Here is a 12,697-nt window from a genome sequence, read left to right as displayed (position 1 = left end):
ATCGTGCCCTCAATCCTTCTTGGCCGCGACTTCGTGGTTGGCCATCAGCTCAAGCGCGCGGACCAGTGCGGAGTGATCCCAGTCCGATCCGCCATGGCTTGCGCAGGCATTGAACAACTCCTGGCAGGTGGCCGTGTTCGGCAGCGATACGCCCATCTCGCGCGCGTTCGACAACGCAAGGTTCAGGTCCTTCTGGTGCAGCCCGATGCGAAAGCCCGGGTCGAAGGTCCGCTTGATCATGCGTTCGCCGTGCACTTCCAGCACCTTGGAGGACGCAAAGCCGCCCATCAGCGCCTGGCGCACGCGCGCCGGATCCGCGCCGGCCTTGGAGGCGAACAGCAGGGCCTCGGCAACCGCCTCGATGTTCAGTGCCACGATGATCTGGTTGGCCACCTTGGCGGTTTGCCCCGCACCGTTGTCGCCCACCAGCGTGATGTTCTTGCCCATCAGCTCGAACAGCGGGCGCACGGTCTCGAACGTCGCTTGCGGGCCGCCGACCATGATCGACAGCGTGGCGTTGCGCGCGCCGACCTCGCCGCCGGACACCGGCGCATCCAGGTACTGGCAGCCAAGTGCGTTCACGCGCTCGGCGAAGGCCTTGGTGGCAATGGGCGAGATCGAGCTCATGTCGACCACGATCTTGCCGGCGCTCAGCCCGGCGGCAATACCGCCGTCATTGAACAGCGCGGCCTCCACATGGGGCGTGTCCGGCACCATCAGGAAGATCACATCCGAGCGTTCGGCCACTTCCTTGCCGGAGTGGCAAGCCACGCCACCGCTGTCCAGCAGGGATTGCGGCACGCCGCTGCGGCTGGACAGGCTGACTTCGTGCCCGCCGGCGATCAGGTTGGCGGCCATCGGGGTGCCCATGATGCCAAGGCCAATAAATCCAAGCTTCACTTTCGTTCTCCGTTAGTCGATCTCAATGGCATCGCTTGCCGCCGGACGCCTGCGCAGCGGGCACCGCGATGCCGGTGCCTCAAATCTCTTGTCTCGATACTGTCTGAAACGCTGTCTGAAACGTTGTCTGAAATGCTGGTGCAGACACGGTGCCGGCTCAGTAGCCCGATGTTTCGCCGCCTGCCGCCTGCCCGTCGCGCATCTGCGTCACCACCTGCCGGGCACCGGCCGCCATCAGGCGCGCATCGGAGCTAACGGTGACGAACTGGAAGCCTTGCTCGATCCTGCGCAACGCCGCTTCCGGCGCGCCGTTGTGGATGCCGGCGACCACGCCGTGCGCCTTGGCGCGGGCTACCACGTGCGCGATCGCCTCCGCGACGGGCGGGTCGACATCGTCGAAGGTCGGGCGGCAGCCGAGCGCGAGCGACAAGTCGGACGGGCCGATATAAACCGCATCGAGCCCTTTGACCGACAGGATGTCGTCCAGGTTGTCCAGCCCCTGCTTGGTCTCGATCATCGCGAAGACGACGATGGTTTCGTTGGCGCGCTCGGGATAGTCGGGGCCGCCATACAGCATGCCGCGGATCGGCCCGAAGCTGCGCGTGCCCATTGGCGGGTAGTGGGTGGCGGCCACCAGGCGCTCCGCGTCTTCGCGCGTGTTGATCATCGGGCAGATCACGCCGTACGCGCCGGCGTCGAGCACCTTCATCAGGATGCCTGGCTCGTTCCAGGGCACGCGCGCCACCGGCATGGTGTCGGTGGTGGAGATCGCCGTGAACAGGCTGAGGGCATCGCGGTAGTCCAGCGCGCCGTGCTGCAGGTCCACCGTGAGGGAGTCCCAGCCCTGGTGGGCCATCGTCTCCGCGGCAAAGCTGCTGGGGATGGACAGCCAGCCATTGACGACGGCTTGCCCGTTCGCCCACATGTTCCGTATCCGGTTCTCGCGCATTGTGTCTCCTGTGGCTTGACTTATAAGTTATCGTACAACATGGGGCAAGTATAACCCGAGCAGGCACGTCGTCAAGCGAAGCAGCAAGGTTAAGGCCGGTTTGAGGAAAGTGAGTGCGCCCGGAGCGGCCCGAGGCAGGCGGGAATCGTGCTGAGGCTATGACATGGCTCGCGGTGAGCCACGTCATAGTATCTCTTGCTGATGCAATGCGTCTTAACGCTGGCCCACGCGGAAAGCGATCTCGCCGACACCCGCCACACCGGCGGTCACTTCGTCGCCGGGCTGCAGCGCGCCGACGCCGGCCGGTGTGCCCGTGAAGATCAGGTCGCCAGGTGCCAGGGTCACGCTTTGCGACACATAGGCAATGACGTCGGCCACGGGCCAGATCAGCTCGTTCAGGTCGCCTTCCTGGCGCGTCTCGCCATTGACCTTGAGCCACACGTGGCCTGCGCCGGGATGGCCGATGCTGGCCACGGGGTGCAGCGGGCCGCAAGGGCCGGAGGCGTCGAAGCCCTTGGACCAGTCCCACGGACGGCTCATCTTCTTGGCAGTGTCCTGCAGGTCGCGGCGGGTCAGGTCCACGCCCACGCCGTAGCCCCACACCAGGTCGAGTGCTTGTTCGGGCTTGATGTTCGCACCGCCCTTGCCGATCGCCACCACCAGTTCGACCTCGTGGTGCAGGTTTTCCGTGAGCGGCGGATATGGCACCGTGCCCTCGGCGCCCACGACGGCATCGGCCGGCTTGGTGAAGAAGAACGGCGGATCGCGGTCCGGGTCATTGCCCATCTCGCGGGCGTGCGCGGCGTAGTTGCGGCCCACGCAAAACACGCGGCGGATGGGAAAGCGGGCGCTGCTGCCGGCCACGGCGACGCTTGCCTGTTCGGCGGGCTGGAAAACGAATTCGGTCATGTCTGGTTCCGTTTGTGACGAAAGCGGGGGAGGGATTACTTTGCGAAGACCTGGCTGATGTCGCCAAAAGCCTTGAACTCCAGCGCGTTGCCCGACGGATCCAGGAAGAACATCGTCGCCTGCTCGCCGACCTGCCCCTTGAAGCGCACATGCGGCTCGATCACGAACTGCGTATTGGCAGCGCGCAGCTTCTCGGCCAGCGCTTCCCAGGCATCCATGGACAGGATCGCGCCGAAGTGGCGCACCGGCACCTCGTCGCCGTCGACGGCGCTGGTGGCACGGTGGCCGCATTCTTCCGGCGCGAGGTGGGCGACGACCTGATGGCCATAGAAATTGAAATCGATCCAGGCGTTCGAGCTGCGGCCTTCGGGGCAGCCGAGGAGCTCGCCGTAGAAGCGGCGCGCCTCTTCCAGGTCGTTGACGGGGAAAGCCAGGTGGAACAACGGGGTTGCGCTCATCGAAGGGGCTCTTGTCTCTTGTGCGTGGGAGTTGTCGGCGTGTTGCCGCGTTCGTTTGATTGTAATCAGCAGAAGTCGTAATATGAAACGAATGATTTCTGTGCTCAGCATCAAAAATTTAGATATAAATAGCACCATGCCGCCTGTGATCCCCTGCATGATCCCAACGTGACCCCCAAATGATTCGTAAATGATCCGTAAATGATCCGTAAATGATACGCAAATGATCCGCAAATGATCCGCAAATGATCCGCTACTTCCGCACTTTCCTTGTGGCGGCCGAGACCTCGTCCTTTTCCGCCGCCGGCGCACGCCTTGCCCTCACCCAGTCAGCGGTGAGCACCCAGATACGCCGGCTGGAGGAAGACCTTGGCTGCACGTTGTTTGACCGGGCTGGCAAATCGGTCGCGCTGAGCGAGGAGGGCCGCAAGCTGCTGCCGGAAGCCATACGCTTCGTCGAGCTATACGAGTCCATGAAGGGCCGCGCGCATTCCGCCTCCGACACCACGCCGCTGGAGCTTGGCGCCGTCTCCACCGTGCAGGCCACGTTGCTGCCGGGGGCCATGAAGCGCTTTCGCGCCGGATATCCCAAGACACACGTCAACATCGTCCCCGGCATGTCCACCCAGCTGCTGACCCAGGTCGATGCCCGCGAGCTCGACGTGGCGGTGCTGATCAAGCCAAGGCTCGGCATTCCGCAGGAACTTAAATGGGTGCCGCTGATGCGCGAGCGCTTTGTCGGCATCGCGCCGGCGGGCTCGCCGCGCGATTTGAAGGCGGTGCTGGCGGCCATGCCCTTCATCCGCTACAACCGGCATTCCATGGGCGGGCAACTGGTGGACCGCTATCTGCGCCGGCACCGGCTGTGGGTAGAGGAAGGCATGGAGCTGGACGAGCCCGCCGTGATCCTGCAGATGGTCGACGAAGGGCTGGGCTGCGCGATCATTCCGGCCGCGCTGGTGCCGCTGCAGGCCGCGCGTCACGTTGTGGAGATACCGTTGCCCGGCGAACCCATATTCCGCGAGATCGGCGTGCTGGTCAGGCAGTCGTCGCTCAAGCGCGCGTCGATGGCAGCGCTGATCGATGCGCTTGTCGCCGAGGCCGCGCGCGCAACCTGATGCCCTTGCCCGGGCCGCGCAAACGTTGCCGCGTCCTTAAAAAAAAAAAAGCGCCCCGCGCGGCGGGAGCGCACGCGGGGCGACCAGGACAAATTGGCGGCACCCGCAAGGGCGCTGCCGGACCAGCAAATCTTCAGATTCTCAAAGTTCCGGATTCCAGTTCATCATGTCTGCTGCACCGGCGTGGGCCGGGGCCTTGTTCCATGATGGTTGCGACGCTGTGGCACCCAGTCGCGTTTCGCGAGGTGCGGCGGCATCTTAAGCAGCGGGAAGAGGGATCAATGCGAGGAGGAGCAGGGCCATTGCGGCCTTATCCCGGCTTTAGGAACAGAGGTGCTGCCCGTGGCCGCCGAGGCGGGAGCGGGGAGGGCGGATGAACTGGCGCGTGCGTCACCTGGCGGGCCGCCGGCGCGGCAATTCGTCGCATATTGGTGCGCATGCCGCGCATGCGCTGTCATGCTTTTCAGCGCGCAGGCATGGATTCCGCCAGGCTGGCCAGGAAGACTTGTCGCAGGGCCGCAACAGGCGCAACCCATTTATCGTCGACTACCGCGGCCGGGCGCAGGCTGGCGTCGAGCCAGGCCTTGGGCACCACTTGCCGGCCATTCCACTTGCCGCCGGCCAGCATCTGGCACCGGCCAGTCGCTGCCCGCGTTTGCGCACACGGTGTTGTTCGCACCGCTGGAGCATAAACAGGATCAGGCAGCCGGGGGCTCGCCCTGGAGAAAGCGCGCAGGGATGGCGTCCTTGATCGGGAGCATGTGGAAGTAGGGGCGGGCCTCGGCCAGCACCCGCGCAACCGAAGGACGAGCCACCAGGCGCTCGAAATAAGCAGCCAGGAGCGGATGCGTTTGCGCAAACGGCACCAGCATTGCCGCGTAGAACAGCGCGGGTTCCGCGGCGCAGTCTGCCAGCGTGAAGTGCTCGCCGACCATCCAGGTGCGGCCGGCCATGCGCTGCTCGATCATGTCGTAGGCAGTGCGCAGAGCGGCTTGCGCGTCCGCCACGCCGCGTGGGTCGCGCTCTGCCTCGGCCCGTAGCTGGTCGCCCACGATCTTCTGCATCGGCAGGTGCACGTAGAGGTCGAAGATGCGATCCCACAGCCGCGTCTCGCGGCGCTCATCGTCGTCGGCCGGCAGCAGCGCTTGCGCGCCCGGGTAGTGCTGGTCGAGGTAGTCGATGATGATCGTGGTTTCCGGGAGCGTCACGTCGCGGCTGTCGTCGCGCAGCACCGGCATCTTGCCGATGGGCCAGAGCGCCAGGAACGCGGCGCGCGAGTCTTTGTCGCCAAGGTTCACCACAACGCCGGAAAAAGGCGTCTGGTTTTCGTAAAGCGCGATCAGTACCTTGTGGCAGAAGGAAGACAGCGGATGGTAATGAAGCGTCAGGGCCATGATGGTTGCTCCTTGCCGTAGTGCCCGCCTACGTGGTCATCAGCTGCGGCGGCCGCGGGCGCGTGGCCACCGCAAAGGCAATCTGCGCCAGCCCGGCGGCCAGACCCAGGGTTACGCCGATCTGCCACGCCAGGGTGTAGGAACCCAGCGCATCGTAGACGAGCCCACCGCCAAACGCACCGACGAAGCTGCCGATCTGGTGGCTGAAGAACGCCACGCCGCCCAGCATGGCCTGCCAGCGCAGCCCGAAGGTCTGCGCGATCCAGCCTGCCACCAGCGGCGCCACGCCCAGCCACAGGAAGCCCATCACGGCGGCAAACACCAGCGTGCTGCCCGGCGTGGGCGCCGACGAGAAGTACCAGGCCAGCGCCAGCGAGCGCACGCTGTAGATGGTGCCGAGCAGCACCAGCTTGTTGACCCGCCCGCCAGCCCAGCCAAAGAACAGGCTGCCAAGTACATTGAAGCCGCCGATCACGCCGAGCGCCTTGGCGCTGAGCATCGGGTCCATGCCGCAGATGTCGAGATACGAAGGCAGGTGCGTGGTGAGGAAGACCAGCTGCATGCCGCACACGAAATACGCGGCGCCCATCACCAGGAACGCCTTGTTCCGCAGGGCCGCGCCAAGCGCCTCGCGCGCATTTTGCTGCACGGCGCCGGGCAACGTGGGCAGCGGCAGGCGATCCACCCTGCCCGCGTACCACGCGGCCGGCAGCATCACCAGCGCAAGCAGGATAAAGGCCGCCAGTCCCACCCGCCAGCCGAACGACTGCGCCACCACCTGTCCGATCGGCGCCGCCACCAGCGCCCCGAGCGAGCCGGCGCCGGACACGATGCCAAGCACCGCGCTGCGCAATGCCGCGGGCACCGGCCGCGCGGCCACCGCCATGGCAATGGCGCTGCCCGTGCAAGCCATCGATGCGCCGATCGCCACGCCCGCGCCGAGCGTCACGCCCGCGATGCCGTGCGCCGTGGCCAGCAGCGCCAGCCCCAGCACATAAAGCAGCGAGCCGGTCATCATCAACGGCCGGAACCCCACCCGCGTGGCCCAGGCGCCGGCCATGGGCTGGAGCAAGCCCCAGGCCAGGTTCTGCACCGCGATCGCGATCGTGAAATCCGACACCGAGATGCCGATGTCCCTGGTCAGCGGGGGCATGAAGATGCCAAGGCTCTGGCGCAGGCCCATGGCCAGGCTCAGCATGACGGAAGCGCCGATCAAGATCGGCAGGACGGGGCGGAGGTCGGACAGGCGAGGGGGCACGGTGGAACGGTCTCTGTCTTTGTATTGTTGTTATTGTTTTCTTCTTGGTCGTGATCTGACCGGCACACTACGGGCAGCCGTGAAGCCACGTAGCCGTGAAGTGATATCGAATTGGATATCGATATGCGGGCCGATCAGATAACCCGGCCGAGGGTAAGTCCGGGTGCAAGCGCTGTCAATCTGGATATGGCAAAGGCTGGGTTTGGCTAGCCGGGCGAGGTCAAGGCTGGCGCGCCGTCTCCCACAACCCCTCCATCATCACCGGGTAGGCCACTGGTGCCATGAGCCATACGGTTGGCCGCTTGGGGGAACCCGTCACGAAATCAAAGCGGGTATGCTTTGCCGGTGGCCAACTTTCCCGCATCCCCATGTCGAAAGTCCGCAAAACCGCCATCTCGCCCGCCGCGCTCTGCGTCCTGGCGCTTGCCCTGTCCGGCTGCATTTCCCATTACCGGGTCGAAACCGGCACGCCCGCCGCCCGCATCCGGCTGGTGACCAACACGGACGACAACACGACATTCAATGTGGTGGATGCCACCCGGTGCCCGAAGCCACCCAAGCCGCTTCTGCTGGGCGGCACGGGCAAGCAGCTGCCCGCGATGGGCACCGAGCGTGACCTGGGCATGGTGGGGATATCGCCGGAGCCGCCCGGCCGCACGCGTGAGCGGTGGCTGGTGGCTGGCCAGCGTATCTACCTCACGGCAGCGGCGGTTGCCGCTGGCGAGCAGCCCTATCGGTGCGCGGTGGGCGTTTCCTTTGTGCCGCTGCCGGGCTGGCAATACGAGTTGCGCTACCAGCGCAACGCGGCGGCGAAGAGTTGCACCGGGCAGGTGCTGCGGCTGGCCGGCAAGGACGGCCGCGAGATCGAGCCTGAGCCGGATCCCACGCAGCTGGTCTTTCGCGGATTCGAGGCCGACGCTGTCTGCGCGGCGCGGGGCCCCTAGGGCTTGGCGGCCTGCGCGTCCGGCATGACGCCCACATAGGGCGCATCGGTCAGCGTGCGCAGGAACGCCACGAGATCGTCGATTTCCGCTTCGGTCATGGCCGGCTTGGTGCCCGCGCGCCGGTTCATCGGCGTCGAGTTGATATTGATATTGCCCCGATACGCCGCCGGCACGTCATCGAAGGTCTTGCCGCCTTGATACCACTTGCCCGGGTCGGTCGAGCGCGTGTTGTAGAAGGCCACGGCATCGCGCAGCGTGGTGAACACGCCGTTGTGCATGAAGCTCTGGCGCACCGCGACATTGCGCAGGCCGGGCGTGCGGATATACCCGCACCATTGCTCCGGCTCGGGCCAGCGCAGGCGGCGGGCGGTGTCGCACAGGCCATTGTCGAAGCGCTTGGGATCACGGTTGGCGGCCAGCGCCCGGTTGCGGGGCACGGCAATCGCGTCATAGCCAAAATCCGTGAACAGCGAGCGCTCCGGGCGGCTGGCGGTATCCGAGAGCGTGTGGCAGGTCATGCAGTTGCCCTTGTCCGGGTTCTTGAACAAGGCCAGGCCGCGGGCTTGCGCCGGCGCCAGCGGCGTGCGATGGCGCAGGTAGTCGTCAAAGCGGGAGCTGAACGGCGCCATCTCGTCGCTCTGCAGGTAGGCCTCCAGCGCCTTGCCGAGCGCCAGCAACATCTGCTCGGGATCGGTCTCTACGGCGGGGCCGAAGCGCGCGGCCAGCGCGGGCGCCAGCTCTGTCCCCTTGACCTTGCGCAGCAGGCTCGCCGGCGTGCCGTTGTTCATCTCGTTGGGATCGAGCAAGGGGCCGCGTGCCTGTTCGGCAAGCGTATCGGCGCGCCCGTCGGCGAACAGGCCGCCGAAGGGCGACGCGTAAGGTGCGTCGTCGTCCTGGTAGAAGTGCCGGCGCGGGATGTAGCGCACGTACAGCAGCGAGGGCGCGTTGCGCAGGCTGAAGCGCCCGGGCCGGCTGCCCTGGGGCACGTGCGGGCCTGCCAGCGACGCGGGCGATAGCGTCGGCGCGAAGGCACGCGCGGGGTCATGGCAGCCGGCGCAGGACATGCCGCGCGGCTCGGACAGGCGTGCATCGAAGAAGATGCGCTTGCCCAGCGCGGCCAGCGCCGGGTCGGAGCGGAACACGGCAGCGGTGGGGTCGACCTTGGCGGCGACCTTGGGCGTGCCCTTGCCGATGGTGTCCACCACGCTGGCGGGTGGGGCGCCGGGCATCAGCACCACCCCCGGCGCGGGCGCTGCAAGCGCCGCGCCGCCAGCGCCAGCCGCAAGACAGATAACGGCAAGGGCGGCGCTGGTGGCGCGCAGGGCCCCGATCACGGCGCCAGGAAGCCGGTCTTGTCGCAAGCCAGCGTATTGGAGGTTTGCACGCAGGTCGCCATCAGCTTGCCGGCCACGCTATACGCCTTGAAGGTCCAGCCGGTGGCGGGCGAGGCATTGCGCTCCATCATCAGGAAGCCAAAGCTCGCGCTGTGCGTGATCTTGTCGATCACGGTGCCGGGCGCGGGAACCGTGCCGGGCGGCAGCGGATCGGGCAGCGCTACGTCCAGGTTGTCGCCGCCGTTGCCCGACACGATGGTGGCCGGGTGGCTGGAGGCAAAGTTGATGGCCTGGAAGTCATGCACGTGGCCGTGCAGCGCCACTTGCACGCCGGGCGGGTAGTAGGCCTGGGCGTTGGCATTGCTCATGACCGATTGCAGGGCCAGGTTGCCCGGTGCGGGGTTGCTGCCCGCCACCGGCGCAAAGGCCAGGATGGGATGGTGGTTGGTGAACATGGTGGTGGTCATGCCCGGCTTGGCGGCCAGCCAGCCTACCGTCTGGAACTGCTTCTGGTAGGCGATGAACTGCGGGTCGGAGGTCGGCAACGCGGCCTTGCCGGCCTTGGCCGAGTCGAACACGATGACCTGCGAGCCGGTGCCCAGCGCAACCGCATAGGGCTCGGAGTAGTTGGCGTTGCTGTCGTTGGCGGGGTCGTTGCAAGAGCGCGCGTCCGAGTACGGGCGCGGATCGAGGAAGCGGAACCAGCCCTGGCCGGCACGGGCGCATTCTTCATGGTTGCCGCGCACGACCACCCACGGCGCCTTGGCCATCAGTGGGGCGGCGGGCTTGAAGAGATCGGCCTGCCAGGTATCCCAGCCATAGCCCCACGGCGTGCCCTGGCAGCCGGCGATGTCGGGCGGGCAGAGGTTTTCGCGGTAGTGGTAGTCGCCAATATGCAGCACCAGGTCCGGGTTCATGCCGGCGGCGGTGGTGGCCAGCGCGGCAAACGGCCAGGCGGTGCCGTCGCTGCAAGGCTGGTAGGCGTTATCCGCCTTCTTCAGGCGGCAGCCGGTATCGGCCAGCACCAGCACGCGTTGCGGCTGGGCCTTGGGCAGCGGCAGCGTCTGGCCCGCCACGCTGGCAGCGGCGGCGCCGGCCGGCAGCGTGGCTTCGCATACGGAGACCGGGAAATCAGACGGTTTGGAGTCGGCCGCGGCGCTGGCGGTGGTGCGCTGCGCCATGGTGCCGGCGCCGACCCGTAGCGCCATGCGTTGCTGCACGCCATCCACCGTCAGCAGCGGGCAAAGCGCGTTCGAGGGCAGCGCGCTGCCTGCGGCTACGGCCGGCGCGGCGTAGTTGGTGATGACGCGTGCAATGGCTTGGTTGCTGTCGCCGATCTCGACCCACGCGGCCTGGATATTGGCGCTGGCGCTGGGTGCATCGCCGGATGGCGTGACCGGCGTGACGGGCGCGGTGGCCACGGCGGCCGGCGCTGCGTCCGTGCTGTCGCTGCCGCAGCCGTGCAGCACGGCGGCCGCAGCGAGTATCGCGAGGATGGCGCCAGCGCCCACGCGCATGGCGGGACCGGCTTGCCGGTTGGTGTTGTGGTTATCCATTCTTATATTTCCCTGTTATCCCTGATGGCGAAGCGGAAATATACGGATGTGATGTTTCGGCACGATGAACGTTATGTGTCAGCCTGGCTGGCGTGGCGCTCATTTGGCCTTGCGCGCGGCGCGCGGCGCGGCCCGGATGGCTTCGGTGGCGGCCAGTTGCAGCTCGCGTGGCAGCGCGGTGATGGCTGAGACGAAGAAGCGGCGCTCCGCAGGGCGCAGCTTGCCGAGCAGCCTAGCCAGGCGCTCCACGGTGGCAAACGCGGCAGGCGTGGCACCGTGCTCGAAGGCGTGGAACCAGCTGGCCTCCAGCAGCAGGTTGGCGAGCGGCAGGGCGCCGTAATGCACGTGGCCGCTGTCGTGCTCGTCGAGCGCGAAGCTGGCCAGCGACGACCAGCTGATAAAGCCTTTGGCCCGCGCAAAGGGCGCATGGAAGGGGCGCAGCGCGTCCACCGCTTCATCCAGCGGCAGCGGCCGTTGCGCACGAAACGCCTTGAGCGCGCCGCCGCCGTCCTGCGCGCAGTTGCCGCGCGCAATGCGCAGCAGGAAGATGATGTTCCACGCCGAGCCGCCCCCCACGCCAAAGCGGTCGCAGATCCATTCCGACAAGCCCAGCCAGCGCACGGCCTGGCGCTGCACCTGGCCCGCGGGCCATGCGCGCCGCGGATCGATCAGCGCGTGGTTCCAGAACAGCCACAGGCAAAGCCCGAGGTTGGCCGCCACGTGCTGCGCGGCATCCACCGAGTCCGCCTCATAGGCCGCCTGCAGGGCGCCGGAGAAGCCTGCCACGGCCGCTTCGGCCGCTTGCCGCGCCGCCTCCGGCTGCGTTGCCATATCGCGGATCGCCACCGTCTTGTGGATCAGCGCACCGAGGTTGAGGGTCTCGAAACGCACGCGCGGGTTGTAGCGCACCACGGGCTGCAGCGCGGGATCGGCGGCAAGGCCTTCCAGTTCCGCCTGCGCCGCCTCCATCTGGTTGCCCGCATAGCGCTCCCAGGCCCGCACCACGCGCGCCATGGCGGCGAAGGTGGGCACCGCCGTGTCCACGGTGCCGGTGCCCACGATGCGGTCAAAGCGCTGGAGCGCCGCGCGGCTGCGCGCAAGGTCGTCGCCGCGCCGCCAGGCCAGGCTCTCCTTGAGCAGCGCGAAGGCGTGCTGGAAATCGTCGGTGGCACAGCGCTGCGCGGCGCGCAGGGCTTGCGCCACCCCGTTGCTGGCACCACCACCCGCCGCGCCGGCAACGCCCACGCCGTCCTGCATGCCGCGCATGGCTTGCGTGAGATGGCTCCAGTAGCTGATGTCACGCATCACGTAGTCAACCGCGGGGTGGGCTTCGTCTGCCTGGCGGGCCGCGTCTTTCGCGGCGGCGGTGCCCAGCCCCACGAAGCGCGCCAATGCCGCATCGCCAGCGCTGCGGCCATCCACGGTGAAGCGCACGCGCTTGCCGTCCGTCGGCTCGATCCAGAACGGCCCGCGGCTGCGGCGCGCCGGGTTGAGGCCCGCGATGCCCTGGCCCCGGTCTGGTCCCCAGCCCACCGGCACGCCCCAGCGTGCGAAGTCGGCAAAGGCGCGCGAGACCATCATGCGGATATTGGCGGCATCGGGGAAGCGGGTTTGCAGATGCACCGCCGGCAGGCTGGCCCCGCGGTTGCGCGCGGCAGCGCAGACGGCGACGAGCAGCCACAGGCTCTGGTAGCGCGCGGGCTCGCCGTTGACGAGATAGGGGGCGGATAGCTCGATGGCAAGGGCGGGCTGGCGCATGTGGGACGGCTTTGTGTGGGGCGTTGATGCAGGATGTTGAAACGGTCCTTTGCAGCGGCACTCGCCAGCGGCAATGTGCAGCGGCACATGTGGGAATTGTGCCATCGGCGCGTGTGCCG

Annotated in this window: 12 protein-coding genes; 2 read left to right on the top strand and 10 right to left on the bottom strand. The window is 67.2% G+C overall.

Annotation, left to right across the window (positions count from 1 at the left end):
* Nucleotides 1–9: 9 nt before the first annotated feature.
* From F7R26_RS33215 to F7R26_RS33200, 4 genes are all read right to left on the bottom strand, one after another.
* Nucleotides 10–870 carry a 2-hydroxy-3-oxopropionate reductase gene (locus F7R26_RS33215; protein WP_241754796.1) on the bottom strand — a complete coding sequence of 287 codons (861 nt, stop codon included), beginning with the start codon at nt 868–870 and terminating at the stop codon, nt 10–12.
* Between the two features lie 187 nt (nt 871–1,057).
* On the bottom strand, nt 1,058–1,849 hold the full coding sequence (locus tag F7R26_RS33210) for an HpcH/HpaI aldolase family protein (protein ID WP_150990445.1): 792 nt from the start codon (nt 1,847–1,849) through the stop codon (nt 1,058–1,060).
* A 213-nt stretch (nt 1,850–2,062) separates the two neighbouring features.
* On the bottom strand, nt 2,063–2,758 hold the full coding sequence (locus tag F7R26_RS33205) for a fumarylacetoacetate hydrolase family protein (RefSeq protein ID WP_150990447.1): 696 nt from the start codon (nt 2,756–2,758) through the stop codon (nt 2,063–2,065).
* A 35-nt stretch (nt 2,759–2,793) separates the two neighbouring features.
* Nucleotides 2,794–3,216: a VOC family protein gene (locus tag F7R26_RS33200; RefSeq protein ID WP_150990449.1), complete on the bottom strand. Its 423-nt coding sequence runs from the start codon at nt 3,214–3,216 to the stop codon at nt 2,794–2,796.
* A 245-nt stretch (nt 3,217–3,461) separates the two neighbouring features.
* Between F7R26_RS33200 and F7R26_RS33195 the strand changes: the two genes are divergently transcribed.
* Nucleotides 3,462–4,334, top strand: coding sequence for a LysR family transcriptional regulator (locus F7R26_RS33195; RefSeq protein ID WP_150990451.1), 873 nt, complete (start codon nt 3,462–3,464; stop codon nt 4,332–4,334).
* A gap of 463 nt (nt 4,335–4,797) precedes the next feature.
* Here the strand turns inward: F7R26_RS33195 and F7R26_RS33190 are convergent, their stop codons facing one another.
* From F7R26_RS33190 to F7R26_RS33180, 3 genes are all read right to left on the bottom strand, one after another.
* The gene (locus tag F7R26_RS33190) at nt 4,798–4,962 is read right to left on the bottom strand and encodes a hypothetical protein (RefSeq protein ID WP_170301962.1); all 165 of its coding nucleotides are present in this window, start codon (nt 4,960–4,962) and stop codon (nt 4,798–4,800) included.
* A gap of 70 nt (nt 4,963–5,032) precedes the next feature.
* Complete coding sequence (locus F7R26_RS33185) at nt 5,033–5,728, bottom strand: glutathione S-transferase family protein (RefSeq protein ID WP_150990453.1); 696 nt, start codon at nt 5,726–5,728, stop codon at nt 5,033–5,035.
* A 28-nt stretch (nt 5,729–5,756) separates the two neighbouring features.
* Nucleotides 5,757–6,926 carry an MFS transporter gene (locus tag F7R26_RS33180; RefSeq protein WP_150990455.1) on the bottom strand — a complete coding sequence of 390 codons (1,170 nt, stop codon included), beginning with the start codon at nt 6,924–6,926 and terminating at the stop codon, nt 5,757–5,759.
* A 428-nt stretch (nt 6,927–7,354) separates the two neighbouring features.
* Between F7R26_RS33180 and F7R26_RS33175 the strand changes: the two genes are divergently transcribed.
* Nucleotides 7,355–7,930, top strand: a complete 576-nt coding sequence (locus F7R26_RS33175; RefSeq protein ID WP_150990457.1) for a hypothetical protein — start codon at nt 7,355–7,357, stop codon at nt 7,928–7,930.
* Here the strand turns inward: F7R26_RS33175 and F7R26_RS33170 are convergent.
* The 3 genes from F7R26_RS33170 to F7R26_RS33160 all read right to left on the bottom strand — a co-directional run bounded on the left by F7R26_RS33170 (nt 7,927) and on the right by F7R26_RS33160 (nt 12,578).
* A complete protein-coding gene (locus F7R26_RS33170) occupies nt 7,927–9,222 on the bottom strand; it encodes a cytochrome-c peroxidase (protein ID WP_416351377.1) in 1,296 nt (431 codons plus the stop codon). The two genes, F7R26_RS33175 and F7R26_RS33170, sit on opposite strands and share 4 nt — an antisense overlap.
* Before the next feature lie 38 nt (nt 9,223–9,260).
* Nucleotides 9,261–10,820, bottom strand: coding sequence for a metallophosphoesterase family protein (locus tag F7R26_RS33165; protein WP_416351352.1), 1,560 nt, complete (start codon nt 10,818–10,820; stop codon nt 9,261–9,263).
* Between the two features lie 99 nt (nt 10,821–10,919).
* A complete protein-coding gene (locus F7R26_RS33160; RefSeq protein WP_150990460.1) occupies nt 10,920–12,578 on the bottom strand; it encodes a hypothetical protein in 1,659 nt (552 codons plus the stop codon).
* Between the last annotated feature and the right edge of the window lie 119 nt (nt 12,579–12,697).

The organism is Cupriavidus basilensis (genome assembly GCF_008801925.2).
GTDB classification, from domain to species: Bacteria; Pseudomonadota; Gammaproteobacteria; order Burkholderiales; family Burkholderiaceae; genus Cupriavidus; species Cupriavidus basilensis.
The sequence above is the reverse complement of the archived record's forward strand: the minus strand, read 5'-3'. Positions and strand labels throughout refer to the sequence as shown.

What these genes read in the sequence shown, in the direction of transcription:
- F7R26_RS33215 (WP_241754796.1), bottom strand. Translation starts at nt 870, where the DNA reads ATGGGCACCCCGATGGCCGCCAACCTGATCGCCGGCGGGCACGAAGTC.
- F7R26_RS33210 (WP_150990445.1), bottom strand. Translation starts at nt 1,849, where the DNA reads ATGCGCGAGAACCGGATACGGAACATGTGGGCGAACGGGCAAGCCGTC.
- F7R26_RS33205 (WP_150990447.1), bottom strand. Translation starts at nt 2,758, where the DNA reads ATGACCGAATTCGTTTTCCAGCCCGCCGAACAGGCAAGCGTCGCCGTG.
- F7R26_RS33200 (WP_150990449.1), bottom strand. Translation starts at nt 3,216, where the DNA reads ATGAGCGCAACCCCGTTGTTCCACCTGGCTTTCCCCGTCAACGACCTG.
- F7R26_RS33195 (WP_150990451.1), top strand. Translation starts at nt 3,462, where the DNA reads ATGATCCGCTACTTCCGCACTTTCCTTGTGGCGGCCGAGACCTCGTCC.
- F7R26_RS33190 (WP_170301962.1), bottom strand. Translation starts at nt 4,962, where the DNA reads ATGCTGGCCGGCGGCAAGTGGAATGGCCGGCAAGTGGTGCCCAAGGCC.
- F7R26_RS33185 (WP_150990453.1), bottom strand. Translation starts at nt 5,728, where the DNA reads ATGGCCCTGACGCTTCATTACCATCCGCTGTCTTCCTTCTGCCACAAG.
- F7R26_RS33180 (WP_150990455.1), bottom strand. Translation starts at nt 6,926, where the DNA reads ATGCTGAGCCTGGCCATGGGCCTGCGCCAGAGCCTTGGCATCTTCATG.
- F7R26_RS33175 (WP_150990457.1), top strand. Translation starts at nt 7,355, where the DNA reads ATGTCGAAAGTCCGCAAAACCGCCATCTCGCCCGCCGCGCTCTGCGTC.
- F7R26_RS33165 (WP_416351352.1), bottom strand. Translation starts at nt 10,820, where the DNA reads ATGGATAACCACAACACCAACCGGCAAGCCGGTCCCGCCATGCGCGTG.
- F7R26_RS33160 (WP_150990460.1), bottom strand. Translation starts at nt 12,578, where the DNA reads ATGCGCCAGCCCGCCCTTGCCATCGAGCTATCCGCCCCCTATCTCGTC.